Below are 26,629 nucleotides of genomic sequence, written 5' to 3'. Positions count from 1 at the left end.
GTGATGGGCGAGGTCAAGAAGATGTTCCCGAACCTCGACTGGTTCTCGGCCAGCGCGTACCACATGATGGGCGTGCCGACGGCCATGTTCACGCCGCTGTTCGTGATCGCGCGTACGTCAGGCTGGAGCGCGCACGTGATCGAGCAGCGCCAGGACGGCAAGATCATCCGCCCCAGCGCGAACTACACCGGTCCGGAAGACCAGGTCTACGTGCCAATCGACAAGCGCTGAGTCTGGTCGGCAATCTGTACGCAAAGAGGGCGCCGTCGGGCGCCCTTTTTGCGTTTCATGCCAGGGACGACGGGCGTCAGATGCCTTCCGCGCGCATGGCAGCCTGTACGCCGGCGTCTTCATGCATGCGCTGGCTGAAGGCTGCAAGATGATCCAGGCCGTGCAGGTCCACGCCCTTCGCCTTGGCCCAGCGCAGCACCACGAACAGGTACGGATCGGCGATCGAGCGGCTGCCGGTGAGCCAGTCGCGTCCGGCCAGTTGGTTGTTGGCCCGCTCGAACAGCGCGCGCAGTTTTGTGCGGGCGTGCTGTTGCAGGTCGGCGTGTTGCGCTTCGTCACCAATGAAGCTTTTCGGCCCGAAGATCGGCTTGAACGCCGGATGGATATCGGAGTTCACGAAAGCGAGCCAGCGGTTCACCTCGGCGCGACCGCGCGCAGTGCCGTCGCCGCCGAGCTTTGCATCGGGAAAGCGGTCGGCCAGGTAGTTGAGGATGGCCACGTTCTCGGTCAGCGTCCAACCGTCTTCTTCCAGCACCGGCACCTGGCCATTGGGGCTGATGGCAAGGAAGGCCGGCGAACGCAACTCATCGCGTGCCACCGGATGTGCTTCATAGGGTTGGCCGGTCCATTCGAGCACGATGTGGTCGGTCAGCGAGCAGGCGCCGGGCAGGTAGTAGAGCTTCAGCATGTGGGACTCCTTGGGGGACGAGAGGCGATAAGACATTTGGCCCGTGGCGCCGTTGCGACCTTGTTCGGGCAGATCGGCATGCTGTCAGTCTAGCGCCGCGGCGGCAGCTTCCACTCGGAGGGGCGTTTCCGGCCATGCGCGACGCAGCCTGGTGCGCCGGATGGTTGTGGATTTGTCCCCCGTGGCCGCGGCGCATCGACTTTGCCTGGAATCACCCATCGCTTCATTCGCGGCGTCGCGCTTGCCGATTGACCAGCCAGCCACCGCCACAGATGACGGCGATCAACCCCGCATCCAGCACATACCCTACCCACGTGTGTGCATCGAACCAGCCGGCGACCAGGTGATCGTGGGCGATCATGCGGGCCGAGGTAAGCGCGATCGCGGCGGCGCCGATATACACGATGGCGGGAAAGCGGTTGATCAGCTTCAGAATCAGGGTGGAACCCCAGACCACCAGCGGCACGCTGATCAGCAGTCCCAGCACCACCAGGCCGAGGTGGCCTTTCGAGGCACCGGCAATGGCCAGCACGTTGTCCAGCCCCATCAGCGCGTCGGCCACGATGATGGTGCGCAGTGCCGCCCAGAAGCCGCTGGCCGCGGTTACTTCGGGTGCGGTGTCGTCATGTTTCAGCAGCTTCCACGCGATCGGCAGCAGCACGATGCCGCCCGCCAGCATCAGGCCGGGAAGCTTCAGCAGGTAGACCACCACGGCGGTGAGTGCGACACGCACTGCCACGGCGCCGAACGTGCCCCAGAACACGGCCTTCGTCTGCAGTGATTTCGGCAGGTTACGCGCCGCCAGCGCGATGACGATGGCGTTGTCGCCTGCCAGCACCAGATCGAGCAGGACGATGGTGAGCAGGCCGGATAGAAAGTCGGTGGAAAACATGGGCGGTTCCATGCGCGACGAGCCAATGCAGTGACGACGGACGCGCGCGATCCGTCAGCACCGCAAAAGTCTCGTTCGCGACAGATGTCGCCGCGGCGCCCGGAGCGAGGTGTCGCTCGTGATGACGATCGCCGCACGGAAGCGTCATGCAACGCGCTTCCGGAACTACTCCCTTCTGGGATGAAGTGTGTCGATTGTCGGCGGCAAGGGCGGGGCGGTCAAGCATGAGCACTGCTGAAAGCGGGATCGCCCGGATAGAATGGGCGTTTCCCCCTCGCAGCGAGACTCATGCCATGAGTGCACCTGACATCCGTTCCGCCGTTCGCCCCGATCCCGACCGGCCGATGGTGGACATCGCCAACTACGTGGCCGACTACACGATCGAGTCGAAGGAAGCCTACGACACCGCGCGCTACATGCTGCTGGATTCGCTGGGCACGGCGATGCTGGCGATGAAGTTTCCCGAGTGCGTGAAGCACCTCGGTCCGCTGGTGCCGGGCGCCAACCTGCCGGGCGGTGCGCGCGTCCCGGGTACCAGCCATGAGCTGGATCCGGTGCAGGCCGCGTTTGCGATCGGCACGCAGATCCGCTGGCTGGATTTCAATGACACCTGGCTGGCCGCCGAATGGGGCCACCCGTCGGACAACCTGGGGTCGATCCTGGCCGTAGCCGATTACCTGGGCCGCAAGGCCGCGCACGAGGGCGGCGAAGCGCTGACCGTGCGCGACGTGCTCGGCTACGCGATCAAGGCGCACGAGATCCAGGGCTGCTACGCGCTGAAGAACAGCTTCAACCGTGTCGGCCAGGACCACGTGATCCTGGTGCGGCTGGCCTCCACCGCGGTGGCCACGCACATGCTCGGCGGCGACAAGGAGCAGATCACCACCGCCGTGTCGCACAGCTGGATCGATAACGGCGCGCTGCGCACCTACCGCCACGCGCCGAACACCGGGCCGCGCAAGAGCTGGGCCGCCGGCGACGCCTGCCGCCGCGCCGTCACCCACGCGATCAACGCGGTCTATCGCGGTGTGGCGGGCTACCCGTCGGCACTGAGCGCCAAGACCTGGGGCTTCTACGACGTGGCGTTCAGGGGCAACGCGTTTGAGTTCGAGCGCCCGTTCGGCAGCTACGTGATGGAGAACGTGCTGTTCAAGATCAGCTACCCGGCCGAATTCCACGCGCAGACGGCCGTCGAATGCGCGATGAAGCTGCACGGCGAGGTGGCCGGCAAGCTCGACCAGATCGAGAAGATCGTCATCGAGACGCAGGAAGCCGGCTGCCGCATCATCGACAAGACCGGCCCGCTGGCCAATTACGCCGACCGTGACCACTGCATCCAGTACATGGTGGCGGTGCCGCTGATCTTCGGCCGGCTGGTGGCCAGCGACTACAACGACGACATCGCCGCCGATCCGCGCATCGACGCGCTGCGCGACAAGATGTCCGTGGTCGAGAACCCGCAGTTCACCAAGGACTATTTCGACCCGGACAAACGCTACATCGGCAATTCGGTGCAGGTGTTCTACAAGGACGGCAGCCACAGCGAAAAGGTTTCGATCGATTACCCGATCGGCCACCGCAAGCGCCGCGCCGAGGGCATTCCGGTGCTGCTGAAGAAGTTCGAGGCGGCCATGCGCGGCCACCTGCCGGCGCATCAGGTCCAGGCCATCCTGGCGGCCACCGCCGATCCAGCCAAGCTGGATGCCATGCCGATTCACCGCTTTCTCGAACTCTTCACGGTTTGAAGATCAGGGTGAGCCAAGTATGAACGGAAGTTTTTGGGGTGCGTGCGCTTGTTTATTTTTTGATAAACTGCGGACGCCCCCCAAGGCGACTCATTAACAGGAAGATTGTTATTCGCCAATTTGGGTCGAATAGCTTTGCGAGATTTCTGCCGTTGCACGTGGCATAGCCGCAAAAACCAATAAACGAGGAGACACCTGATGAAACGTAAGGGCCTGTATTTTCTGATTGCTCTTGCTCTTGGCGGCGTGGGTGCCGTTCACGCGCAAGATACGGCCGCTGCGTCCGACAGTGCGGCCAGCACCATGGCGCCGAGCTACGACGGGCGCTGGTATATCGCACCGACGGTGGGTGGCTATTACAACGACACCGACCGCAACACCCATAGCCGCCAGTTCTATTATGGTCTGGGCGTGGGTCGTTTCATCTCGCCGAACACCTCGATCGATCTGTTCATCGATCGCACCAGCCGTAGTCGCGATGGTGGCGGCAAGTGGTCGAACAACAATTACGGTGTTGCCGCTCGTTACTATTTCGGTGAGTGGACGGCATGGCGCCCGTACCTGATGGCCGCCGTGATGGGCAGCAATCACCACAATGCGATGGACAAGGGCTGGGCTCCGGCCGCGCAGATCGGCGCGGGCCTGTCCAAGGCCATCACCGACAGCAGCGATTTCCGCGTGGAAGCCGGCTACCGCTACGACTGGGACGACAAGAGCCAGCCGAGCCAGAACGGCTATGGCGACTGGATCCTGGGCTTCAGCATCGTTTCGCGCTTCGGCGAACCTGCCGCTGCGCCGGCCCCGGTGGCCCCGCCGCCGCCGGCCGCGCCTGATTGCTCCACGCTGGATGGCGACCATGATGGCGTGAACAACTGCGACGACAAGTGCCCGAACACCCCGGCTGGCACGATCGTTGGCCCGGATGGCTGCCCGCAGAAGGTGGTGATCGACCTGCGCGGCGTGAACTTCAAGTTCGACCGCCCGAAGAAGGGTGAGACCGACATCAGCAAGTCGCTGGCCGAGCCGACCTCTGCCTCGCTGGCCACGCTGGACCAGGCCGTCGATACGCTGAACCGTTACCCGAACGTCAAGGTGATGGTGGCCGGCTACACCGACTCGAAGGGTACCGATGCCTACAACCAGAAGCTGTCGGAGCGTCGTGCGCAGATCGTGTACAACTATCTGACCTCGCACGGCATCGACGCCAGCCGTCTGGAAGGCCCGGTGGGTCACGGCGAGAACGATCCGATCGGTGACAACAGCACCGACGCGGGCCGCGCCCAGAACCGCCGCACCGAGCTGCAGGTTCAGCAGTAATCGGTCAAGCCGTAAGCAGTACGGAAAAACCCGGCCTTGTGCCGGGTTTTTCTTTTTTGCGCGTCGAATTTCCCCGGCGACCGTTGGGGATGTCCTGATTTTGCTCGTCATCCCTTCGGCCGTAGAGAGCCGCAGGAATGACGGGAAAAAGCAGATTGACCAGGCCATCGTTGGCGTGAGCAGATGGTTGTCACCGTGTTTCGCGCTGACCAGGTTGTGAGTCAATCTCGTCGAGCACATCCGCGTATCCGGGGCTGCAGCCGCTCCAGTCGCATGCCGCAAGCTCCTGTGGTTGTGCACCCGTCGTGGAAAGATTTTGAACACCCTATAAGCTTGTCCGCATGACACCACCTGTTCGCCGTCGCCCCTCCGGGGCTGGAAAATCTCCCTTGGCGATTCCTCGCCATGGCCTTGCGCGGGTGCTCAGCAAGCTTGGCGTGTGTTCGCGTAGCCAGGCGGAGCGAGCCGTGCGCGAGGGTCGGGTGAGCGTGGATGACCGGATCGTGCTGGATCCCGAGCGCCCGGTGGATGCCGAACGCCAGCGGATTGCCCTGGACGGCGTGGTCGTGGGCGCGCGGGCCCGTGTCTACATTGCGCTGAACAAGCCGCGGGGCATCGTGACCAGTGCCAGTGACGAGCGGGGCCGCGCCACGGTTTACGATCTTCTGAAAGAAGCCGACTTGCCGTGGCTGGGCCCGGTAGGGCGGCTGGATCGGGCCAGCGAGGGCCTGCTGTTGCTCAGCAACGACAGCGTCTGGGCGGCGGGTCTTACCGAGCCGCGTCACCACATCGACAAGACCTATCACGTACAGATTGACTGCGTGCCTGACGCGGCTTTGCTGCAACGACTGGAAGCCGGCGTGATGGAGCAGGGCGAGCGGCTGGCGGCGAAGCAGGTCAGCCTGCTGCGGCATGGCGACAAGCATGCCTGGCTGGCCGTCGTGCTGGACGAAGGGCGCAACCGGCATATCCGGCGCCTGCTGGCGGCGCACGAGGTCGGGGTGTTGCGATTGATCCGGGTGAGCGTCGGGTCGCTGGCGCTGGGCGACTTGCCGAAAGGGCAGTGGCGCCACCTTGATGATGCGGAAGTGCAGGCCCTGGCCACCCGGTGACGTCGCGCAAGCGGCATCACCGGTAGTCTGGCCGGGCGATCAGATCACGCCGAGCTGTTTGCCCACCTTGGTGAAGGCGGCGATCGCGTGGTCGAGATGTTCACGCGTATGCGCGGCACTCATCTGGGTGCGGATGCGCGCCTGTCCCTGCGGGACCACGGGGTAGAAGAAGCCGGTGACGTAGATGCCTTCATCGAGCAGGGCAGTAGCCATCGCCTGGGCTTTCTTCGCGTCGTAGATCATCACCGGCACGATCGGGTGCACGCCGGGCTTGATGTCGAAGCCGGCCTTGGCCATCTGCTCGCGGAAATAGCGGGTGTTCTCCTGCACCTTCGTGCGCAGGTCGCCGGCGGTTTCCAGCATGTCGAAGACCTTGATCGCCGCCGCCACCACGTGCGGCGGCAGCGAGTTGGAGAACAGGTATGGGCGCGAGCGCTGGCGCAGCATTTCGACGATCTCGGTGCGGCCGGTGGTGAAACCGCCGAGCGCGCCGCCGAGCGCCTTGCCCAGCGTGCCGGTGAAGATGTCGATCTTGTCCATCACGCCGTTGACCTCGGCCGAGCCGCGGCCGGTGTCGCCGAGGAAGCCGGTGCAGTGGCATTCGTCGATGTGCACCAGCGCGTTGTACTTCGCCGCCAGCGCGGTGATCTGGTCCAGCTTGGCGATGAAGCCGTCCATCGAGAACGCGCCGTCGGTGCTGATCAGCTTGGTGCGGGCGCCGGCGGCATCGGCGGCCTGCAATTGCTTCTCCAGATCCGCCATGTCGCTGTTGGCGTAACGGAAGCGCTTGGCCTTGCACAGGCGAATGCCGTCGATGATCGAGGCGTGGTTCAGCGCGTCGGAAATCACCGCATCCTCTTCGCCCAGCAGCGGCTCGAACAGGCCGCCGTTGGCGTCGAAGCAGGCGGCGTAGAGGATGGTGTCGTCGGTGCCGAAGAAATGCGCGATCTTCGCTTCAAGCTGCTTGTGCAGGTCTTGCGTGCCGCAGATGAAGCGCACGCTGGCCATGCCGAAGCCGTGGGTGTCCAGCGCTTCCTTGGCGGCCTGGATAACGTCGGGGTGGTCGGCCAGTCCCAGGTAGTTGTTGGCGCAGAAGTTCAGCACCTTGCGGCCGCCTTCCAGTTCGATCTCGGCCGACTGCGGCGAGACGATCACGCGCTCGGCCTTGAACAGGCCCTGCTCGCGGATGGATTCGAGTTCGCTGGCGTAGCGCGCCTGGCCGGGGTAGCTCATGGTGGTGTTCCGCAGTGGGGAAATGCCTATTGTGGGCCTTTCGAGCGTTGCGGAAAACCATGGCCGGCGTTCCGAATCCGTGCAGCGCCTCCGCGTGCCCGTACCGGGAGTTTTTTGTACGCTGCGCATGGAAAAACCACGACGTACATATCCTTATACAACGGGGTGACAACGCACGGTGAGGAAGGTCTAATTTTGCTCGTCATTCCTGCGAAGGCCGGGATCCTGTGACTGTATGGCTTGAGCAAGCGTGGCCGTCACTGGATCCCGGCCTTCGCAGGAATGACGAGCAAAAAGCCCGTTGATCAGACCTTCCCTGAACGGAGATGCCGAAGACTTTCAGTGCAGGCCGAAGTCGACGCGGGTGGTCTTGCCCTTGTCGGTGATGCCGCTGGCGTCGAGCTTGGGCGCCAGCACGAACACGCGCTCGTCGGCGATCTTGCCGTGCAGCCACGATCGCACCGCATCGGCGCGCCGTTCGGCCAGGTGGCGCAATGCATCGGCGTTCACCGGCATGTTGGTTTCCAGCAGCTTGTGCATGACCTCGGGAGGCTGCGACTTGGTGAGGCCGATCAGGTCGCGCGGCTTGGGGAATTTTGCATGCTTGTAGGCCTTCTTCAGGTACTTGTCGTAGGTGTCCGGAGCGAGCTTCGCGAGATTGACGTCGCGACCGGCTTCCTGCTGGACCAGCTCATCCACCATCACCTTGCGCAGCCCGTGTTCGTCGAATTTCGGATCGACGCGGCCGATGATGTCCAGCTTCAGCGATGGCTTCTTCTGCAGGATTTTCACGACCTGCGCCAGCCGCGATTGTGCGTCGGCATCGAGTACATCGGAACCGGGCGCGAACTCCACGTAGCCCAGGTCCTGGCCGCCGCCCATGGCCGAGGACAGCAACCGGAACGGCGAGGTGACGGCGCGGCCGATCAGGTTGACGAAGGCGTGCCAGACAAGGCTGCCCACGCTGAACTTCGGATCGTCCAGCGAACCGGACACCGGCACGTGTACGTCGATCTGACCCTGCGAGTTTTTCAGCAGTGTCACCGCCAGTTTCACCGGAAGATGGCTGATGCCGGGGCCATTGATGCGGTCGCCGAAGGTGAGCTGGTCGATGAAGAGGTGGTTGTCCGCGGTGAGCTTGCCGTTGTCCAACTGGTAGTGCACGTCCATCGTGAGCCGCCCCTTGGTAATCGGGTAGCCGGTGTACTTGCCGGAATAGGGCGACAGATGGGTGAGTTCCACGCCGTCGGCCTTGCCCTTCACGTCGAGGAAGGCCACCGGTGCCAGCGGATTGATCGTGCCGGTGATGTCTACCGGCGCGTTGTCGTCGAGCTGGCCTTGCAGGTTCAGATCGGCCGGTGGGCCGCCCGCCGTGCCGAAGGCGCCGATCTTGCCGTCGAGCTGGGTGATGTTGGCGGTGTAATTCGGCTTGATGAAATTGTCGGTGTAGTTGAGGTGGCCGCGCGCGAGGGTGATCTGGCCGATCCGGATATCGGCGGCCGGCGCCGCCGTCGTGGCCGCGGTTGCCGGCGCGGCTTGTGGCTTCGCAGCGGGTGCCGCGGGTGCCTTCTGCACCTGGGTGACCGAAACCGGTGCCGATGCCGGGTTGGCCACCACGTCCTGCAGGTTCAGCCGTCCGTTCGTATTGACGATGACGCGGGCGTAGAAGCCGCTGAGCGCCAGCCCGGCCACCGTTACGTGCGGAATGTCCTCGCCCAGGCGCACGTTGAGGCCGCTGGCGTTGAGCGAATGCCAACGCAGGAAATCGTCGCCGCTGAGCTTGTCCTGCACCCGCACGCGGCCCAGGGTGACGCGACCGTGCCAGTCGATCAGCGCCTGCGGCTGGTGCTCGCGGTAGCGCAGCCGGCCATCGGCGCTCAGCAGCGCGCTGGTGAGATTCACGTTGAGCGGTACGGTAACGAGTGATTGCAGTGAGGCCACGTCGAGGCGGGTGGTATGCACACGCAACTCGGCATCCAGCGGTTGCGGCCGCACGCGACCGTCGACGCGGAAGCTGCCGCGACCTATCCCGCCGGCGAGGTTGAGCTGAAGCGCCTTGTGCAGGTTGTCCGAGACATGGTCGACGCTGAGCTTGTCGAGCTTGACCGCGACACGTCCGCGTCGGCCCTTGATGCGCGGATCGGTAAGCGTCAGCGCGCTGGTGTCCACGCCGATGTGCGCGATGCTCCAGTGCCAGGACGGTGCGGGTGCCGACTTGTGCGAAGTCGATGCTGGCGTCGACCTGACCAGATGACTGAGGTCGATGCCGCCGTTATGCAACCGTCGTGCCTCCACCTGCAGGCCATGCACGGTGACGCGGTCGAGCTGCGCCGTGCTGCTGGCCAGGTCCAGGTGCCGGATGCCGGCTTGCAACGACTTCCATGCCAGCAGCGTGCGGCCATGCCGGCTGAGCGCGAGGTCGTTGATCGTCACGATGGCGGGTTGCAACACGAGGTTGAATGCTTTGCGCCAGTCCGCCTGCAACTGGCCGTCGGCGTCCAGCGTGCCCTTGGTCAGTTCGGCGTTCAACAGCGGTGGTGCCAGCGACAGCAGCGGTGCCAGCGCCACGCCCTTGAGATCAATCTTGCCGGCATATCGGCTGCTCGCCAGGTCCAGCTTGCCATCGAGGCCGATGCTGCCACCGTTGAGCCGGGCGGCGAGGTTGATCACGGCTGGCGGCGCAGCCAGCAGGGACAGGTTGTGCAGTGTGCCGTTGATGGATTGCAGCGACAGCGTGGCCGGCTTGCGACCAGTGGCGTCGGTGTAATCGAAGCGGTCATTCTGCAGCGCAAGTGCGGCGATGCTCAGGTCGGTGGCGGTTGCTGGCTCGGTTGTGGTCGACTTGCCCGCCGTGCTGCCGGCGCCGGTCAGCGCATCGAAGTTGCTGCGACCGCCGGGCTTGCGCGTGTAATGCAGCACCAGCTGGCTCAGCTGCACCGCACCGAGGTGATAACGCGACAGCAGCGGCTCCACGTCGTCCAGCACCGCGCTGGCGTGGCCGAGCGCGAGGATCGGCGAACCGTCATGGTTGGTCAGCGCAAAGTCGTCCAGTGTCAGCTGTCCGCCCAGTCGCACTTGCGGCCCGGACTTGGCCTGCACGAAATGCAGTTCCAACTGGCCGGACAGCTGCCCGCTCGGGATCACCACTGACAGCGACGCCGGCACGTAGCCGAGATAGCGGGGCAGGTCGAGATGATCCAGCGTGAAGCTGATCACCGACTCGCGGCTGTCCGCGAACGGCTTGGTCTGGCCGTCGATGCGCAACGGACTGCCGTCCACGGTCATCGCCAGCAAGGGCTTCACGAACACATTGGTGTCGTGCGGCAGGTTGGTGATGAACGGGATGCCCAGTTCGAGATGATCGATCTGGTGGCTGGCATGCGTCACCGCATCGTCGAACACGATGTCGCCGTCGTGCACGCTGATGTTGGACAGCGCGAAGCGCGCCGGTTTGCTGTCGGGTTTCGCGGGCGAGCCGGCGAATTTCCTGATCAGGTCGGAGAAATTGAACTGCTGCGGCGCGGTGCGCGCGAGATGCAGTTGCGGATGTTGCAGCGAGAGCTCGTCCAGCACCGGCGCCATGCGGAACAGCGAGGTCCATGACGCGTTGACCACCAGCTGATCGACATCGACAAACGGCGAGTGGCCGTCGCGGTCGGCGACGTGCAGCTTGTCCAGTTCCAGCCGCAAGGTGAACGGGTTGAGGTGCACGGCGGCCACGCTGACCGGGCGGTCGAGCAGGGCGGTGAGCCGCGTCTGCAACTGGCTCTTGATGATCGGCGGTGCGGCGAAGAAGCCAAGCAGGCCGAACACGACCAGCACGAGGGCGACGATCAGTATGGCTCGGCGCAGGCGGTGCGAACGATACAGTTGCCGCGCCCTGGCGCGCGCCGCTGCCAGGCGGGAGCCTTCCGATGGGTGCGGGTCGTTCATGCGGCGGTATCCGTGAGCGTCGTGAACCGGCACGCATTGCCGGTGCCTCCCCTTGTCCGGCAACCATGCCGGACAGGGGAAGTTTACGCAGATACCGCGGTCAGGTGTCGCGGCGCCGGGACGCGGTAGGCCGTCTTGTTGCCATGCAGGTATCGCGGAGAGTCAAGTCCATCCCGTTGAAGGTAGTGCCCTGAACTCGACGACGAGGTCATGCCTGCTTGCGCAAGCATGACTTTGCGGCAGTTGGCCCGACTCCGATGCACCACTGTTGAAGGAGAGCGGTGATGCTTTTCCGTGCCAAAGGGGAGCCACGCGTCACGGTGATGGTGTGGGCATTGCGGCAGGTGCGGCAGAATCGGCGGCGGGTTTGGAGACGGTGTCGTACTGCTTCACCAGCGTCTGGAAGCGTGGTTGGCCGTGTAGCGGCACATATACGGGATTGATGCTGAGATCGTTGCAGCCGATCGGCGCGCTGGCGCAGTTCTTCGGCAACTGTTCCAGCACGCTGGCATTCTGGCTCAGCGCCAGTTCGAGCTGCATCACGTCGCCCAAGGAGCCGGGATCGAGATCGGTGCGCCGGCGCAGCGAATCCACCGCGGCCAGCGCCTGCGCGCGCAGCTTGGGTTCGAGCAGCGATTGATAGGTCAACTGGCCCGCGGCGACCAGCGCCTTGGCGAGTTCCGTCTTGGGCTGGACGAGGTCGAAGGCTTTCACCGCCTCGGCGTTGCGGTGCAGCAGCGAATAAATCAGCGCCAAGCCCATCGCGCTGTCCGCGCTGGTTGGGTCGAGCCGAATCAGCGCCCGCGCAGGGATGAGCGCCTGCGCGTACTCGCCCATGTCCAGTTCAGCCACCGCGAGGTTGTTCTGCGCGGGGGCGCTGTCGGGATCGAGCTGCACCGCTTCCTGTTCCTGCGCCAGCGTTTGTTTCATTGGCAGCACATTGCCGTAATCCAGATGTGCGTTGGCATTGCTGGGATCGAGCGCCAGCGCGCGCTGGAAATACGTTTCGGCCTCGGCCTTCTTGCCTTCCGTCGTATCCGCATTGCCGAGATACACCAGTGCCTCCACGTTGCGCGGGTCCGGCACCAGCGCCTTGTTCGCCTCCGCGCGTACCTTGGGCAGCTTGCTCGCCACGCTCACCATGGGTACCACGCGATCACCAGCGTCACGAAGAGTCCAGAGGTCATCGCAATGATCAGACAACGCACCGCCGTCTGCGACCAGCCGAAGCGCTCCGCCACGATATCGAGTATCGGAAGCAGGGCGAAGGACACGGCGACATAGCCCAGTGTCCATTGCACCAGCTTGTGCGCTTTCAGGCGCGAACAATTCCGCCGCCGCCCCACCCCCTGTACGTCAGAGCTGCGACTATAACGAGCCCAAAGCGTGAAGTAGCCCCGGCACGGTCGAGTCGCTACATCAATACCAGGAACACACCACCTTGCCGCACTGGCCGGCGTCCATCAGGTCGAAACCCTTCTGGAAGTCGTCGATGTGGATCTGGTGGGTCAGTGCCTTCTGCAGCGGGAAGCCGGTCAGCACCATCTGGGTCATCTTGTACCAGGTCTCGTACATCTTGCGGCCGTAGATGCCTTGCAGGGTGAGGCCCTTGAAGATCACCCGGTCCCAGTCGATGCCGGCGCCCTTGGGCTGGATGCCGAGCATGGCCACCTTGCCGCCGTGGTACATGCAGTCGAGCATGTCGTTGAAGGCACGCGGGTTGCCGCTCATTTCCAGGCCGACGTCGAAGCCTTCCATGTGCAGGTCCTTCATGACGTCCTTGAGCGAGGCGTTGGCCACGTTGACCACCCGCGTGGCACCCATCTCGGCGGCCAGCTTCAGGCGGTAGTCGTTGACGTCGGTGACCACCACGTTGCGGGCGCCGACGTGCTTGGCGATGCCGGCGGCAATGATGCCGATCGGGCCGGCGCCGGTAATCAGCACGTCCTCCCCGATCAGGTTGAACTCCAGCGCACAATGCGCGGCGTTGCCGTAGGGGTCAAAGAAGGCCGCCAGCTCGGACGGGATCTGGTCCGGGATCGGCCACAGGTTCGAGGCCGGCATGGTCATGTACTCGGCGAACGCGCCGTTGCGGTTCACGCCGATGCCGACGGTGTTCGGGCACAGGTGCTGACGACCGGCACGGCAGTTGCGGCAATGTCCGCAAACGATGTGGCCTTCGGCCGAAACGCGGTCGCCGATGGCGTAGCCGGTTACGCCGGGGCCGATCTCGACGATGCGACCGACGAATTCATGGCCGATGGTGAGGCCTGGCTTGATGACGCGCTGGCTCCACTCGTCCCACTTGTAGATGTGCAGATCGGTACCGCAAATGGCGGTCTTCTCGATCTTGATCAGCACCTCGTTCGGGCCGACCTGAGGCATCGGCACCTCTTCCATCCAGATGCCCTGCTCGGGCTTGCGCTTGACCAGGGCTTTCATCATCTGCGACATGGGAATTCCATCGGCTGGCCCGCGTGGCGGGCGGGGAAACGCCGATTATAGAACGCCGCGTGGGCAGGCTGGTGGTGCCGTCAGTGGATCAGGCTTTGCGGAAGGTGGTAGCTCAATGCGAACACGACGCTGATTCCGATGCAGACAGCGAACCAGAAGCCGTGGTTGTTCTTGTTCCAGATTGGCGTGCTCATCATGGTGGATCCCCCTTGCTACCGCTACCGCGGTATCACGGAGAATGAAGCAACACTTGGGCCGAGTGGCGGCCTGGTCCGCGCTCTTGTCACCAAAATGTGATCTCACTCCAGTTATGGGGCGACTTTGTCGGCAGATGCGTGAACTGGGCAGGGTCGAATGCCCCGCATCGGGTCGCGGGCAGCGTCTGTCACATTTCCGACACACGGTGCGACTGACGTGGAACGGCAGTTCCCGCCGCTACAATGCATCGATGTCTGTCGATCTGCGTCCGCTTGCCGTTTTCCTGATGGGTCCCACTGCGTCGGGCAAGACCGCACTGGCTTGCGCCTTGCGCGAGCACTTCCCGCTGGATCTGGTCAGTGTCGATTCGGCGCTGGTCTACCGGGGAATGGACATCGGTACGGCCAAGCCGGACGCGGCCACGCTGGCGCGCCATCCGCATGCACTGGTGGATATCCGCGACCCGGGCCAGCCGTATTCGGCGGCCGATTTCCGTGACGACGCATTGGGCGCCATGCAGCGTATCGGCGAGGCGGGCAGGGTCCCGTTGCTGGTAGGCGGCACCGGGCTGTATTTCCGTGCCTTGCAGCGGGGCTTGTCGAATCTGCCGCCGGCCGACGCCGGGTTGCGTGGGCGGCTGGCGGCGCAAGCGGCGGAAATCGGGTGGGATGCGATGCACCGTCTGCTGGCAGAACTGGACCCCCCTGCGGCGCAACGCATTCGCCCCGGCGACCAGCAACGCCTGCAGCGGGCGCTGGAGGTGATCGAGCTCACCGGCGTGCCGTTGAGCGAACAGCAGTCGGGCGGCAGCGGCGAGCCGTTTCCCTGGCGGGTACTCAAACTGGCCCTGCTGCCGGCCGATCGCACCAGCTTGCACGCGCGTATCGAGGCCCGTTTCGACACCATGCTGGCGGACGGCTTGCTCGACGAAGTGGCTGCGCTGCGTCACCGCGGTGACCTGCATCCCGACCTGCCGGCCATTCGTGCGGTCGGCTACCGCCAGGCCTGGGAGTATCTGGAGGGGCGTTGCGATCGTGCCCAGATGCGTGACCGCGGCATCTTCGCCACCCGGCAACTGGCGAAACGGCAGATCACCTGGTTGCGCAGCGAACTGGATGCCCGCGTGCTGGACCCGGACGCCGGTGATCCGGAACGGTACGCCAGCGACGCGCTACGGCTGTTTTTCGGCGAGATCTGACGGGCCTGTCGGGTGTTCGACGGATCTGTGCGCCAGCGCATAATGGCTTTCTTACATACGCGATTTAAAAACGGTTAACATTCCTCCAAAGAGCTGAAGAAAGAGTTGGGCCGGGACGTGCTGCGTCTTTTTTCCGGCCCGTCCGCCGCAGGGGAGAACAAGAAATGTCCAAAGGGCAGTCATTGCAAGATCCGTTTCTCAACGCGCTGCGCCGCGAACGCGTACCGGTGGCCATTTACCTGGTCAATGGCATCAAGTTGCAGGGGACCGTCGAGTCGTTCGACCAGTTCGTCGTGCTGTTGCGCAACCAGGTGAGCCAGATGGTCTACAAGCACGCCATCTCCACCGTGGTGCCAAGCCGCAACGTGCGTGTCGGCAATGGCCACGATGGCCATGAAAGCGGTGGCGAAGGTTCACCCGAAAGCAGCGGGGCGGACGACTGAGCGTTATCATCCGTCGGTACGATTGCCAAGGTTGATCCGCTCTGTTCGATAGACAAAAGAAAGGCGAACGCGCCGTCCTCGTCCTGCCGCATGCCCGCGGAGGGGGCGACGCCGCGCGTCGTGCCGCCGAATTCACCGAGCTGGCGAAGTCCGCCGGTGCCGAAGTGCTGGGCAATCTGGCGGCACGCGTCGATGTTCCGAATCCGCGTTACTACATCGGCAGCGGCAAGGCCGACGAAGTGGCCGAGATGGCACGCGCGCTGGAGGCCGACCTGATCCTGGTGGACCACCTGCTCAGTCCGGTCCAGGAACGCAACCTGGAGAAACACCTCGGTGTACGCGTGGTCGACCGCGCCGGCCTGATTCTCGACATTTTCGCCCAGCGTGCCCGTTCGCACGAAGGCAAGCTGGAAGTGGAGCTGGCCCAGCTCAAGCACCTGGCCACCCGGCTGGTGCGTGGCTGGACCCATCTGGATGCCCAGCGCGGTGGCGCCATCGGCAACCGTGGTCCCGGCGAAACCCAGCTGGAAACCGACCGCCGCCTGCTTGGCGAGCGCGTGAAGATGCTCACCAAACGGCTGGAAAAGGTGCAGACCCAGCGTGGCCAGCAGCGCCGTGCGCGCCTGCGCAACACGGTGCCGCGCATTGCGCTGGTGGGTTACACCAACGCCGGCAAATCCACCCTGTTCAATGCACTGACCACCGGTGGCGTCTACGCCGCCGACCAGTTGTTCGCCACGCTGGACCCGACCGTGCGCAAGCTCGACGACCTCGACTGCGGACCGGCCGTATTGGCCGATACCGTGGGTTTCGTGCGCGATCTTCCCCATGACCTGGTCGCCGCCTTTCGCGGCACCCTGGCCGAAGCCCGCGACGCCGACCTGCTGCTGCATGTCAGCGATGCCGCCGACGAGGAGCGCGATCGCATGCATCGGGTGGTGGATCAGGTGCTGGAGGAGATTGGCGCGGGTGACCTGCCGCAACTGCGGATCATGAACAAGATCGACATGATTCATGCCGACATTCCTGCCGACGAGGATCAAGAAGCGAGCATCCATGGCCGCATCCCGCAGGAAAGCGTGGCTTCGGCTGTGGCGGGGGCGGTGCAGCCGCGGATCGATCGGGACGGTGAGGGTCGACCCCGGACCGTATGGCTGTCGGCGGGCACCGGGCAGGGGCTGGACCTGCTGCGCCAGGCGCTGGGCGAGTTGCTGGGCGGTGACCGCATGCAGTCCAAGCTGCATTTGCCGCTGAGCGCCGGCCGATTGCACGCCAAGCTCAAGGCCGCCGGCGTCATCGCTGGGGAAGTCGTGGACGAACACGGCTGGCAATTGCGCATCGATGCGCCGCGCAGCGTGATCGCCTCGCTGGCGGGCGGTCGCGATGCCGACGCGTCTTCCTTGCGGGATCTGCTCGGCACGATCGAATAGACCGCCGATGCGGCAGCGGACCGGCCAGCTCTGGTAGAATGCGGATGTTTGTGCGCGACCCGGTGCGGGCACGTACTTGTCTCATCACGCGTCGCCACCATGTCCCTATTTGCTCACAGTATTTTCCGGCCGTTGCAGCCGGCCTCCCAGCGGCCCCAAGGAGACTGACCATGGCCTGGAACGAACCCGGCAACGGGCAGCGTGATCCGTGGAACAAGAACAACCGTCCCTCCGGCAACAAGCCGGGGCTGGATGCCACGCTGAAGAATCTGCGCAAGCACCTTGGCAAGTTCGGCAATGGTCCGGGGGGTATCCTCACCATCATCGCGGCACTGCTGCTGGCATGGCTGCTGCTCAGCAGCTATACGGTGATCGGTGCCAACCAGTCCGGCGTGGTGCTGCGTTTCGGCCACTATTCCCGCACGCTGGCGCCGGGCTTCCACCTCAAGTTGCCGCAGCCGATCGAGTCGGTCAGCAAGGTCGCCACCACCAACGTGCGCTCGGTTTCCGACCAGGTGCGCATGCTGACCAGCGACGAGAACATCGTTTCGGTCAACTTCAACGTGCAGTACCAGGTTTCGGACGCGCGCAAGTTCCTGTTCTCCACGCGTGATCCGGAAGATACCTTGCGCGAGGCCGCCGAGGCGGCAGTACGCGCGGTGGTCGGCTCACATTCGATGGACGACATCCTCACCGGTTCCGACGCCTCGACGGGTGCTGCTGCCGCGGCCGCCGCGACGGCAGGGGTAGCGGCCAGTGCCGCCACGGGCGTAGCTGCCGTGGCGGCCACGACAGTGGTCAAACCGGCTGTTCCGGCAGCGGCAAGCCCGTCGGGTGACACCTTGCAACAGCAGACCCGCGACATCCTCCAGCACACCCTGAATGGCTACGACATCGGCCTGCAGGTGACCGACGTGAGCTTCCAGAACGTGGCGCCGCCGCAGGAAGTGAAGGACGCCTTCGACGACGTGAACGCCGCGCGCGAAGACAAGCAGGGCACCGAGAACAAGGCTCGCGCCTACGCCAGCAAGGTGATTCCGCAGGCCCGTGGCGATGCTGCACGCATTCTTGCCGAAGCCGCCGGTTACAAGGCTTCACGCATTGCCCGCGCGCAGGGTGACACCGAGCAGTTCGACCTGATACTGGCGCAGTACAAGGCGGCGCCGGAAGTCACGCGTCGCCGGTTGTGGCTGGAAACGATGGAGAAGGTGCTGGCCAATGATCCCAAGGTGATCGACGGCTCGGGCGGTCGCAACATCATCAACCTGCCGTTTGGACAGGCCCGTGCGCTGCCGAACTCCGGCCCGGATGCGGCGACCACCGGCGCGGTGGTAGCGCCGTCCAGCGCCTCCAGCGATGACGCCGGCAAGGAGAAACAGCCATGAAGATCGCCGCCGGAATTTTCGCCGTGGTGCTGGTGCTGCTCGGCTTCAACAGCATGTATGTAGTGAACGAGGGCGAGAGCGCGCTGGTGCTGCAGTTCGGCCGCATCGTGCGCAATGGCGACCAGCCGGGCCTGCACTTCAAGCTGCCGCTGTTGCAGCAGGTGGTGCATCTGGACAGCCGTATTCTCACCCTCGATGCGCAGCCGGAGCGCTACTTCACTTCCGAGAAGAAGAGCGTCAACGTCGACTTCTACGTGAAGTGGCGCATTGCCGACAACGCCACCTACTACCGTGCCACGGGCGGCAACGAGCTGCAGGCCGTGCAGCGGCTTACCCCGATCGTCAAGGACGCGCTGCGACATGAGTTCAATGCGCGCACGTTGCAGGAGCTGATCAGCGGCGGCCGCAAGGACATCACCGCCAGCGTGCGCAAGCAGACCGATGCGATTGCCCGCAAGAACCTGGGCATCGCCGTGGTCGACGTGCGCATCAAGCGCATCGACCTGCCGGACGAGGTGAGCGAGTCGGTCTACAAGCGCATGCGTGCCGAACGCCTGCAGTTGGCCAATGAACTGCGATCCACTGGCCAGCAGCTGGCCGAGACGATCCAGGCCGATGCCGACAAGCAGGGCCAGATCATCCGTGCCGATGCCGATCGCGATGCAGCCAAGATCCGTGGCGAGGGCGATGCGCAGGCCGCGGCCATTTATGCGCAGGCGTATGGCCAGGATCCGGAGTTCTTCGCTTTCTACCGCAGCCTGCAGGCGTACAAAAAGGCATTTGCCGATGGCAAGGGCGTGTTGATCCTCAAGCCGGATTCCGAATTCCTGCGTTACTTCAGCAATCCCGCTCCGGCCAGGCACTGAGCACCAGGCCATGTCGCACACCCTGCTTGCCGCGTTCTGCCTGGTATTGGTGATCGAAGGCCTGGTGTTGTTTGCGGCGCCGCGTGGCTGGCAGGCCATGGTGCGCGAGGCGCTGAAGCTGGACCCGCGCACGCTGCGCGTATTCGGTGCGGTGGCGATGGTCGCCGGGTTGCTGGTGTTGCGGCTGGTGCATTGAAATTTGCGGCGGGGCACGATCCCGCCGAACCTCTTTCCGCGCCCCCCGATGGGGCGCATTGATGAGCGAGAGCAGCTATGGGCAAGTCAGTCGTCATTCTCGGTGCCCAGTGGGGCGACGAAGGCAAGGGCAAGATCGTCGACCTGTTGACCGAGCGGGTCAGCGCGGTGGCACGCTTCCAGGGTGGTCACAACGCCGGCCACACGCTGGTGATCAAGGGCAAGAAGACCGTGCTGCACCTGATTCCATCAGGCATCCTGCGTGACGATGCGCTGTGCCTGATCGGCAACGGCGTGGTGCTCTCGCCTGAGGCGTTGATCAACGAGATTGCCGAGCTGGAAGCCAATGGCGTCGACGTGCGTTCGCGGGTCAAGATCAGCCCGGCCACGCCGCTGATCATGCCGTACCACATTGCCGTGGACAAAGCGCGCGAGATCGCGGCCGGCGGCAAGGCCATCGGCACCACCGGCCGCGGCATCGGCCCGGCCTACGAGGACAAGGTCGCCCGCCGTTCCATCCGCGTCGCCGACCTGATGTATCCGCACGAGTTGCCGGAGAAGATCAAGGCGGCGGTGGAGTACTACAACTTCATCCTGACCCAGTGGCTGAAGGCCGAGCCGGTGGATTACGACACCGTGCTGAAGGATGCGCTGGCCTGGGGCGAATACATCAAGCCGCTGGTCGACGACGTCGCCACCATCCTGCACGACGTGCGCAGGGATGGCGGCAACATCCTGTACGAAGGTGCGCAGGGCGCGCTGCTCGACATCGACCACGGCACCTATCCGTATGTCACCTCGTCCAACACCACCGTGGGCGGCGCGCTGGCCGGCACCGGCGTGGGCGCACACGACATCGACTACGTGCTGGGCATCTGCAAGGCCTACGCCACCCGCGTCGGCAGCGGTCCGTTCCCGACCGAGCTGAACGACGAGATGGGCGAACTGCTGCGCAAGAAGGGCAACGAGTTCGGTGCCAGCACCGGCCGCCCGCGTCGCTGCGGCTGGATCGACCTGGTCGCGCTGAAGCGTGCGGTGCAGATCAACGGCATCAACGGCCTGGCGCTCACCAAGCTGGACGTGCTCGACGGCCTGCCCAGCATCAAGGTTTGTATCGCCTACGAATACCGCGGCAAGCGCCGCGAGCTGGCGCCGCTGGATGCGGACGGCTGGGACGAGTGCAAGCCGGTCTACCTGGAGTTCCCGGGCTGGGAAGAGTCCACCGCCGGCATCCGCGACTGGAACAAGCTGCCCGCTGCCGCCCGCGCCTATCTGCGTGCGGTCGAGGAGTTGTCTGGCTGCCGCCTGGCCATCGTCGCCACCGGCGCCGACCGTGACGACACCATCTGTCTGGACGATCCGTTCGCCTGATTGGTGCGTGTGTTCGTTGCTGCGAAAAGGCCCCGTTCGGGGCCTTTTCCATTTTGGCCAGGGCTTGTCGTGCCTGCCCGTTTCCGCACGGGTCCTGATCCGCTGCAAACCAAGCCGTGCAGGCATGACTTCCGGCGGTGTCTGGGTGGCTCCCTTGTCGCCACCATGTGTGCTGGAGCTGTGCGGGACATCCGCATCCACATGTTCGTTATTTGCCCGGTGCGGCTGCCAGCCGTAGATCGGGTCGTTGCTTGACACAAGGAGAAGTCGTATATGCGCAAGTCTTTGGTTTCCGCGATCGCGTTGGCGCTCGCCCTTTCCGCAGGTGGCCTGATGGCGGCACCGGCGCATGCGGTCGCCGATGGCGCCTCGCTGACGACCACCCAGCTTCCGCGCACCGTGCGACCCACGCACTATGATGTGGCCATCGTGCCGCATGCCGACAAGCTGAGCTTCGACGGCAAAGTCACGGTGGACGTGCGGGTGCTGCAGCCCACCCGCAGCATCACGCTCAACGCGTTGAACATGACGTTCGCCTCGGCGCGGTTGACTCCGGCGCACGGCAAGGCGCTCGTCGCCAAGGTAAGTGTGGACGCGAAGCACCAGACGGCCACCTTCACCTTCGACAAGTCAGTGGCGCCTGGCAGCTACAAGCTGGCGATGGCCTACACCGGCAAGATCGAGACCCAGCCCAACGGGCTGTTCGCGATCGATTACGACACCAAGAGTGGCAAGAGGCGCGCGCTGTACACCCAGTTCGAGAATTCCGATGCGCGCCGCTTCATTCCCTCGTGGGACGAGCCGGCCTACAAGGCCACCTTCGACCTGACGGTGACCGTGCCCAGCGACGAGATGGCGGTCAGCAACATGCCGGTGGCGTCGAAGACCGAACTCGGCAACGGCATGGCGAAGGTGACCTTCCAGCCCACGCCGAAAATGTCCACCTACCTGCTGTTCTTCGGCGTGGGCGATTTCGATCGCGCCACCACCACCTCGGACGGCACCCAGATCGGCGTGATCATGCAGAAGGGCAAGAGCGCGCAGGCGGCATTTGCGCTGAAGTCGGCCAGTGAAGTCCTGCACGATTACAACGACTACTTTGGCGTGAAGTACCCGCTGCCCAAGCTGGACAACATCGCCGCGCCGGGCAGCAGTCAGTTCTTCTCGGCGATGGAGAACTGGGGCGCGATCTTCACCTTCGAGTACGCGATGCTGCTCGACCCGTCGTTCTCCACCCAGGGCGACAAGATGAACGTGTTCAACACCGAGGCGCACGAAATGGCGCACCAGTGGTTCGGCGACCTGGTGACCATGAACTGGTGGGACAACCTGTGGCTCAACGAGGGCTTCGCCTCGTGGATGGCCGAACGCGAGACCGAGTTGCGGCATCCGGAATGGAACACGGTGCTCGATACCGTGGGCACGCGTGAAGGCGCGATGTCGCGTGACGCGGTGGCCACCACCCATCCCATCGTGCAGAAGATCGACACCGTGGAGCAGGCCAGCCAGGCCTTCGACACCATCACCTATTCCAAGGGTGAGGCGGTGATCCGCATGCTCGAGGCCTACGTCGGCCCCGATGCGTGGCGCCAGGGCGTGCGCAATTACATCAAGGCGCACGCATACGGCAATACCGTGTCCGACGACCTGTGGCATGCGATGGACGGCGTGGCTGGCGGCAAGCCGATCACCCAGGTGGCACACGATTTCACGCTGCAGCCCGGAGTCCCGCTGATCAAGGTGGACTCGGTCGTGTGCAGCGACGGAGCCACCACCGTGAAGCTGACCCAGGGTGAATTCACCAAGGATCGCCCGAACAAGAAGCCGCTGCACTGGCACGTGCCGGTGATTGCACAGGTGGTGGGCAGTGCCAAGGCCAGCACCCTGGTGGATGGCCACGCCACCATGAAACTGCCGGGTTGCGGCCCGGTGCTGGTCAATGCGGGGCAGAGCGGCTACTACCGCACCCTGTATGCGCCGGCGCAACTTGCCAAGCTCAAGGGCGACTTCAACAAGCTGGCTCCGATCGACCAGCTCGGCTTGATGAGCGATGCCTGGGCCGAAGGCATGGCCGGCCTGGAGCCGGTGTCCGATTTCCTCGACATGGCCAAAGCCATACCGGCGGATGCCAACCCGACCATCTGGTCGGAAGTGGCCGGCAGCCTGACCGCGCTGGACAGCTATTACCGCGGCGACAAGGTCCGTCAGACCCGCTTCCGCGCCTATGCGGTCAAGCAACTCAAGCCGGTGTTCGCACGGGTGGGCTGGGATGCGAAGCCTGGCGAAAGCACTTCCACCACCTTGCTGCGTACGCAGCTGATCGGCGCGCTGGCCGAACTGGGTGACCAGGACATGCTCAACGAGGTTCGTCGTCGCTACGCCGAGCAGACCAGCAACCCCAAGGCGTTGCCGGCAGCCTTGCGCAAGACCGTCTACGCGATCGTGGCGGTGAACGCCGACGCAGCCACCTGGGACAAGTTGCACGCCCAGGCGAAGGCCGAGACCACGCCGCTGATCAAGGATCGCCTGTACGGCCTGCTTTCCATCGCCAAGGACAAGGCGCTGGGCAAGCGCGCGCTGGCGCTGGCGCTGACCGCCGAACCCGGTGCCACCAACAGCGCCGGGATGATCCGCGGAGTGGGCTGGCGCCATCCGGAACTGGCCTACGACTTCGCCATGGCGCACCGCGCGCAGGTGGACAAGCTGGTTGATTCCACGTCCAGCACCCGCTTCTATCCGGCGCTGGGTGGCAGCTCGTTCGACCCGGCGATGATCGGCAAGATCAAGGCCTACGAGGCCACCATCGCACCGACCGCGCGTCGCCCGGCGGAAACCGTCATCGCCAACATCAAGTACCGCACGATGATCCGCAACCAGCGCCTGCCGGCGGTGGATGCGTGGCTGGAAAAGAACGGCGGCTGAGTTGGTGTGAAGCACTGACAGAAAGGCCCCGTCAAGCGGGGCCTTTCTTCATCTGCACCGAGGCGTGGATCAGGCCTCGACTTCGTCCTTGTAGGCATCCACCGGGATGCAGGCGCACATGATGTTCTTGTCGCCGTAGACGTTGTCCACGCGGGCCACCGGCGGCCAGTACTTCTGCTGCCGCAAGGTGGCGAGCGGGAAGGCGGCCAGTTCACGCGGGTAGGCATGCGTCCACTCGGTGCCGCTGACCATGGCGGCGGTGTGCGGCGCGTGGTGCAGCGGGTTGTCTTCGCGGTCCAGCTTGCCTTCCTCCACCGCACGGATTTCGTCGCGGATCTGGATCATCGCGTCGATGAAGCGATCCAGTTCGAACTGCGACTCGCTTTCGGTCGGTTCGACCATCAGCGTGCCGGCGACCGGGAAGCTGAGCGTGGGCGCGTGGAAGCCGAAGTCGATCAGGCGCTTGGCCACGTCCTCGGCGCTGATGCCGGTGCTGTCCTTCAGCGGGCGCAGGTCGAGGATGCACTCGTGCGCCACCAGTCCGTTGCGGCCGGTGTACAGGGTGGGATAGTGCGGTGCCAGTCGCTTGGCCACGTAGTTGGCGTTGAGCAAGGCCACCTGGGTGGCTTTGCGCAGGCCTTGCTGGCCCATCAGGGTGATGTACATCCAGCTGATCGGCAGGATCGATGCGCTGCCAAACGTGGCGGCGCTGACCATCGCGCCGTTGCCGGTGCCCTGCGTGCGGATGCCGTCGTTGCCGAGCGCGCCCGGCAGGAACGGCGCCAGGTGCGAACGCACCGCGCACGGACCCACGCCGGGGCCACCACCGCCATGCGGAATGCAGAAGGTCTTGTGCAGGTTGAGGTGGCTGACGTCCGAGCCCCACTTGCCGGGCTTGGCCACGCCGACCAGCGCGTTCATGTTGGCGCCGTCGGTGTACACCTGACCGCCGTGCTGGTGGACGATGTCGCAGATCGCCACCACGTCTTCCTCGAACACGCCGTGGGTGGACGGGTAGGTGAGCATGATCGCGGCAAGGTTCGCCGAATGCTTTTCGGCCTGCACGCGGATGTCTTCCAGATCCACGTTGCCGTTGGCGTCGCACTTGGTGACGACCACCTTCATGCCGCACAGATTCGCGGAAGCCGGGTTGGTGCCGTGGGCGGATTCGGGGATCAGGCAGATGTCGCGATGGCCTTCGCCGCGCGACTGGTGCCAGGCGCGGATCGCCAGCAGGCCGGCGTATTCGCCTTGCGCGCCGGAATTCGGCTGCAGGCTGACCGCGTCGTAACCGGTGATTTCCACCAGCTGCGCTTCCAGCCCGGCGATGAGTTCCTGGTAGCCCTGCGTCTGCGCGGCCGGCGCGAACGGATGGATGTTGCCGAACTCGGGCCAGGTCACCGGTATCATCTCGGCGGTGGCGTTGAGTTTCATGGTGCACGAACCCAGCGGGATCATCGTGCGATCCATCGCCAGGTCCTTGTCGGCCAGCGCGCGCAGGTAGCGCAGCAGCTCGTGCTCGCTGTGGTGGGTGTTGAACACCGGATGGGTGAGGAACGACGAGGTGCGCTGCAGTTCCGGCGGGATCAGCGACGGCGCGCTGGCGTCCAGCGCGTCGATGCTTGGCAGGGTGGCATCATCACCGCCGAAGATGCGCCACAGCAGCTCGATGTCGGCGCGGGTGGTGGTCTCGTCCAGCGAGATGCACAGGTATTCGCCCCACGCCTTGCGCAGGTTGGCGCCCAGCGCCACCGCGCGGGCGGCGATGGCGTCGGTGCGATCGCCGGTCTTCAGGCTGATCGTGTCGAATGCGGTTTCATGGTGGCTGGCGGTGAAGCCGAGCTGCTGCAGGCCAGCCTTGAGGATGGCAGTGAGTCGCGCCACGCGCGAGGCGATGCGCGTCAGGCCCTGCGGGCCGTGGTAGACGGCGTACATCGAGGCCATCACGGCCAGCAGCACTTGGGCGGTGCAGATGTTGCTGGTGGCTTTCTCGCGGCGGATGTGCTGCTCGCGCGTCTGCAGGGTGAGGCGGTAGGCCTTGTTGCCCTCGGCGTCGATGGAGACGCCGATCAGGCGGCCCGGCATCGAGCGCTTGTAGGCATCGCGGCAGGCCATGAAGGCGGCATGCGGGCCGCCGAAGCCGAACGGCACGCCGAAACGCTGCGTATTGCCGATCACGATGTCCGCACCCATCTCGCCTGGCGACTTGAGCAGGGTCAGCGCCAGCAGGTCGCTGGCGAAGATGGCCAGCGCGTTCCTGGCGTGGATCTTGGCGACTTCGTCGCTCCAGTCCATCAGCCAGCCGCTGCTGGCCGGGTACTGGATCAATGCCGCGAAATAGTCGTCCGCGGCGATCGCGGCGTCCCATTCCTCGGCCGAGTTGGCCAGCTTGACCGTCAGGCCCAGCGGCTCGGCGCGCGTGCGCATGACCTCGATGGTTTGCGGATGCGCATCGCCGGACACCACGACCACGTTGCCCCTGGCCTTGGCCGAACGCTTGGCCAGGGTCATCGCCTCGGCCGCCGCGGTGGCTTCGTCCAGCAGCGAGGCGCTGGCGATCTCCATGCCGGTGAGGTCGGCGCACATGGTCTGGAAGTTGATCAGCGCTTCCATGCGGCCCTGCGAGATTTCCGCCTGGTACGGCGTGTAGGCCGTGTACCACGCCGGGTTTTCCAGGATGTTGCGCAAGATGACGTTCGGCGTATGGGTGCCGTAGTAGCCTTGGCCGATGAAGCTCTTGAACACCTGGTTCTTGTCCGCGATGGCGCGGATCTTGGCCAGTGCGTCCACTTCGGTCATGGCCGGCGCCAAGGCCAGCGGTGCCGGCGACTTGATCTTGCCGGGCACGATGGCGTCGGTCAGCGTTTCCAGCGAATCATGGCCGACGATGTGCAGCATCCGGGCGATCTCGGCATCGTCGGGGCCGATGTGGCGATCGATGAACGCGCCGTGGTTTTCCAGGTCGCGCAGCGAGGGGGGAGAGGTCTTCTGGCTCATGGCAAAGGGCATCCGAAAG

Annotated in this window: 20 protein-coding genes; 12 read left to right on the top strand and 8 right to left on the bottom strand. The window is 64.7% G+C overall.

Annotated elements, in window-relative coordinates:
* Positions 1 to 231, top strand: a 231-nt coding sequence (locus AB7849_RS06650; protein WP_369500733.1) for a citrate/2-methylcitrate synthase, incomplete at its 5' end; no start/stop codon positions are given.
* Positions 232 to 307: 76 nt separating this feature from the next.
* Here the strand turns inward: AB7849_RS06650 and AB7849_RS06645 are convergent.
* Both AB7849_RS06645 and AB7849_RS06640 read right to left on the bottom strand, forming a co-directional pair.
* Positions 308 to 916: a glutathione S-transferase family protein gene (locus tag AB7849_RS06645; RefSeq protein WP_037100846.1), complete on the bottom strand. Its 609-nt coding sequence runs from the start codon at positions 914 to 916 to the stop codon at positions 308 to 310.
* A 226-nt stretch (positions 917 to 1,142) separates the two neighbouring features.
* A complete protein-coding gene (locus tag AB7849_RS06640; RefSeq protein WP_008213451.1) occupies positions 1,143 to 1,811 on the bottom strand; it encodes a TerC family protein in 669 nt (222 codons plus the stop codon).
* Positions 1,812 to 2,104: 293 nt separating this feature from the next.
* Between AB7849_RS06640 and AB7849_RS06635 the strand changes: the two genes are divergently transcribed.
* The 3 genes from AB7849_RS06635 (at position 2,105) to AB7849_RS06625 (ending at position 5,985) form a co-directional block, all read left to right on the top strand.
* The gene (locus tag AB7849_RS06635) at positions 2,105 to 3,556 is read left to right on the top strand and encodes a bifunctional 2-methylcitrate dehydratase/aconitate hydratase (RefSeq protein ID WP_369500732.1); all 1,452 of its coding nucleotides are present in this window, start codon (positions 2,105 to 2,107) and stop codon (positions 3,554 to 3,556) included.
* A 198-nt stretch (positions 3,557 to 3,754) separates the two neighbouring features.
* Positions 3,755 to 4,873 (top strand): OmpA family protein, encoded by a 1,119-nt coding sequence (locus tag AB7849_RS06630; protein WP_369500731.1) that lies wholly within the window; start codon positions 3,755 to 3,757, stop codon positions 4,871 to 4,873.
* Positions 4,874 to 5,214: 341 nt separating this feature from the next.
* Positions 5,215 to 5,985: a pseudouridine synthase gene (locus tag AB7849_RS06625; protein ID WP_037099862.1), complete on the top strand. Its 771-nt coding sequence runs from the start codon at positions 5,215 to 5,217 to the stop codon at positions 5,983 to 5,985.
* A 39-nt stretch (positions 5,986 to 6,024) separates the two neighbouring features.
* On the opposite strand, the gene kbl is transcribed toward AB7849_RS06625, so the two are convergent.
* The 5 genes from kbl to tdh all read right to left on the bottom strand — a co-directional run bounded on the left by kbl (position 6,025) and on the right by tdh (position 13,605).
* Complete coding sequence (gene kbl, locus AB7849_RS06620; RefSeq protein WP_008211596.1) at positions 6,025 to 7,218, bottom strand: glycine C-acetyltransferase; 1,194 nt, start codon at positions 7,216 to 7,218, stop codon at positions 6,025 to 6,027.
* Positions 7,219 to 7,557: 339 nt separating this feature from the next.
* The gene (locus tag AB7849_RS06615; RefSeq protein ID WP_369500730.1) at positions 7,558 to 11,151 is read right to left on the bottom strand and encodes a DUF748 domain-containing protein; all 3,594 of its coding nucleotides are present in this window, start codon (positions 11,149 to 11,151) and stop codon (positions 7,558 to 7,560) included.
* Between the two features lie 315 nt (positions 11,152 to 11,466).
* Positions 11,467 to 12,294, bottom strand: a complete 828-nt coding sequence (locus AB7849_RS06610; protein ID WP_008214991.1) for a tetratricopeptide repeat protein — start codon at positions 12,292 to 12,294, stop codon at positions 11,467 to 11,469.
* Positions 12,288 to 12,452 (bottom strand): hypothetical protein, encoded by a 165-nt coding sequence (locus AB7849_RS06605; RefSeq protein WP_175481570.1) that lies wholly within the window; start codon positions 12,450 to 12,452, stop codon positions 12,288 to 12,290. The genes AB7849_RS06610 and AB7849_RS06605 overlap by 7 nt, the downstream gene beginning before the upstream one ends.
* Before the next feature lie 118 nt (positions 12,453 to 12,570).
* Positions 12,571 to 13,605, bottom strand: a complete 1,035-nt coding sequence (gene tdh / locus AB7849_RS06600; protein WP_175481569.1) for an L-threonine 3-dehydrogenase — start codon at positions 13,603 to 13,605, stop codon at positions 12,571 to 12,573.
* Positions 13,606 to 14,053: 448 nt separating this feature from the next.
* Between tdh and miaA the strand changes: the two genes are divergently transcribed.
* The 8 genes from miaA to AB7849_RS06560 all read left to right on the top strand — a co-directional run bounded on the left by miaA (position 14,054) and on the right by AB7849_RS06560 (position 23,613).
* The gene (gene miaA, locus AB7849_RS06595; RefSeq protein ID WP_008214994.1) at positions 14,054 to 15,001 is read left to right on the top strand and encodes a tRNA (adenosine(37)-N6)-dimethylallyltransferase MiaA; all 948 of its coding nucleotides are present in this window, start codon (positions 14,054 to 14,056) and stop codon (positions 14,999 to 15,001) included.
* Positions 15,002 to 15,165: 164 nt separating this feature from the next.
* Positions 15,166 to 15,444 (top strand): RNA chaperone Hfq, encoded by a 279-nt coding sequence (gene hfq / locus AB7849_RS06590; protein WP_008214995.1) that lies wholly within the window; start codon positions 15,166 to 15,168, stop codon positions 15,442 to 15,444.
* A gap of 41 nt (positions 15,445 to 15,485) precedes the next feature.
* Complete coding sequence (gene hflX / locus AB7849_RS06585) at positions 15,486 to 16,874, top strand: ribosome rescue GTPase HflX (protein WP_037101769.1); 1,389 nt, start codon at positions 15,486 to 15,488, stop codon at positions 16,872 to 16,874.
* Positions 16,875 to 17,044: 170 nt separating this feature from the next.
* Positions 17,045 to 18,259: an FtsH protease activity modulator HflK gene (hflK, locus tag AB7849_RS06580; RefSeq protein WP_008214997.1), complete on the top strand. Its 1,215-nt coding sequence runs from the start codon at positions 17,045 to 17,047 to the stop codon at positions 18,257 to 18,259.
* Positions 18,256 to 19,125, top strand: coding sequence for a protease modulator HflC (hflC, locus tag AB7849_RS06575; protein ID WP_008214999.1), 870 nt, complete (start codon positions 18,256 to 18,258; stop codon positions 19,123 to 19,125). The genes hflK and hflC overlap by 4 nt, the downstream gene beginning before the upstream one ends.
* A gap of 10 nt (positions 19,126 to 19,135) precedes the next feature.
* Positions 19,136 to 19,321 (top strand): DUF2065 domain-containing protein, encoded by a 186-nt coding sequence (locus tag AB7849_RS06570; RefSeq protein ID WP_092704428.1) that lies wholly within the window; start codon positions 19,136 to 19,138, stop codon positions 19,319 to 19,321.
* A 77-nt stretch (positions 19,322 to 19,398) separates the two neighbouring features.
* Positions 19,399 to 20,691, top strand: a complete 1,293-nt coding sequence (locus AB7849_RS06565) for an adenylosuccinate synthase (RefSeq protein WP_008215005.1) — start codon at positions 19,399 to 19,401, stop codon at positions 20,689 to 20,691.
* A 273-nt stretch (positions 20,692 to 20,964) separates the two neighbouring features.
* The gene (locus AB7849_RS06560) at positions 20,965 to 23,613 is read left to right on the top strand and encodes a M1 family metallopeptidase (RefSeq protein WP_369500729.1); all 2,649 of its coding nucleotides are present in this window, start codon (positions 20,965 to 20,967) and stop codon (positions 23,611 to 23,613) included.
* A gap of 69 nt (positions 23,614 to 23,682) precedes the next feature.
* Here the strand turns inward: AB7849_RS06560 and gcvP are convergent, their stop codons facing one another.
* Entirely contained in the window at positions 23,683 to 26,610 is a 2,928-nt protein-coding gene (gene gcvP, locus AB7849_RS06555; RefSeq protein WP_439822709.1) for an aminomethyl-transferring glycine dehydrogenase, read from the bottom strand.
* Positions 26,611 to 26,629 lie beyond the last annotated feature (19 nt).

This window comes from Rhodanobacter sp. FW021-MT20, from assembly GCF_041107475.1.
Taxonomy (GTDB): Bacteria; Pseudomonadota; Gammaproteobacteria; order Xanthomonadales; family Rhodanobacteraceae; genus Rhodanobacter_A; species Rhodanobacter_A glycinis.
Note: the sequence above shows the minus strand (reverse complement) of the source record. Positions and strands in the feature narration are given on the sequence as shown.

Bases quoted from the DNA above. Each gene is read 5' to 3' on its own strand.
- AB7849_RS06640 (WP_008213451.1), bottom strand. From the start codon at position 1,811: ATGTTTTCCACCGACTTTCTATCCGGCCTGCTCACCATCGTCCTGCTC.
- AB7849_RS06635 (WP_369500732.1), top strand. From the start codon at position 2,105: ATGAGTGCACCTGACATCCGTTCCGCCGTTCGCCCCGATCCCGACCGG.
- AB7849_RS06630 (WP_369500731.1), top strand. From the start codon at position 3,755: ATGAAACGTAAGGGCCTGTATTTTCTGATTGCTCTTGCTCTTGGCGGC.
- AB7849_RS06625 (WP_037099862.1), top strand. From the start codon at position 5,215: ATGACACCACCTGTTCGCCGTCGCCCCTCCGGGGCTGGAAAATCTCCC.
- kbl (WP_008211596.1), bottom strand. From the start codon at position 7,218: ATGAGCTACCCCGGCCAGGCGCGCTACGCCAGCGAACTCGAATCCATC.
- AB7849_RS06615 (WP_369500730.1), bottom strand. From the start codon at position 11,151: ATGAACGACCCGCACCCATCGGAAGGCTCCCGCCTGGCAGCGGCGCGC.
- AB7849_RS06610 (WP_008214991.1), bottom strand. From the start codon at position 12,294: ATGGTGAGCGTGGCGAGCAAGCTGCCCAAGGTACGCGCGGAGGCGAAC.
- tdh (WP_175481569.1), bottom strand. From the start codon at position 13,605: ATGTCGCAGATGATGAAAGCCCTGGTCAAGCGCAAGCCCGAGCAGGGC.
- miaA (WP_008214994.1), top strand. From the start codon at position 14,054: ATGTCTGTCGATCTGCGTCCGCTTGCCGTTTTCCTGATGGGTCCCACT.
- hfq (WP_008214995.1), top strand. From the start codon at position 15,166: ATGTCCAAAGGGCAGTCATTGCAAGATCCGTTTCTCAACGCGCTGCGC.
- hflK (WP_008214997.1), top strand. From the start codon at position 17,045: ATGGCCTGGAACGAACCCGGCAACGGGCAGCGTGATCCGTGGAACAAG.
- hflC (WP_008214999.1), top strand. From the start codon at position 18,256: ATGAAGATCGCCGCCGGAATTTTCGCCGTGGTGCTGGTGCTGCTCGGC.
- AB7849_RS06570 (WP_092704428.1), top strand. From the start codon at position 19,136: ATGTCGCACACCCTGCTTGCCGCGTTCTGCCTGGTATTGGTGATCGAA.
- AB7849_RS06565 (WP_008215005.1), top strand. From the start codon at position 19,399: ATGGGCAAGTCAGTCGTCATTCTCGGTGCCCAGTGGGGCGACGAAGGC.
- AB7849_RS06560 (WP_369500729.1), top strand. From the start codon at position 20,965: ATGCGCAAGTCTTTGGTTTCCGCGATCGCGTTGGCGCTCGCCCTTTCC.
- gcvP (WP_439822709.1), bottom strand. From the start codon at position 26,610: ATGAGCCAGAAGACCTCTCCCCCCTCGCTGCGCGACCTGGAAAACCAC.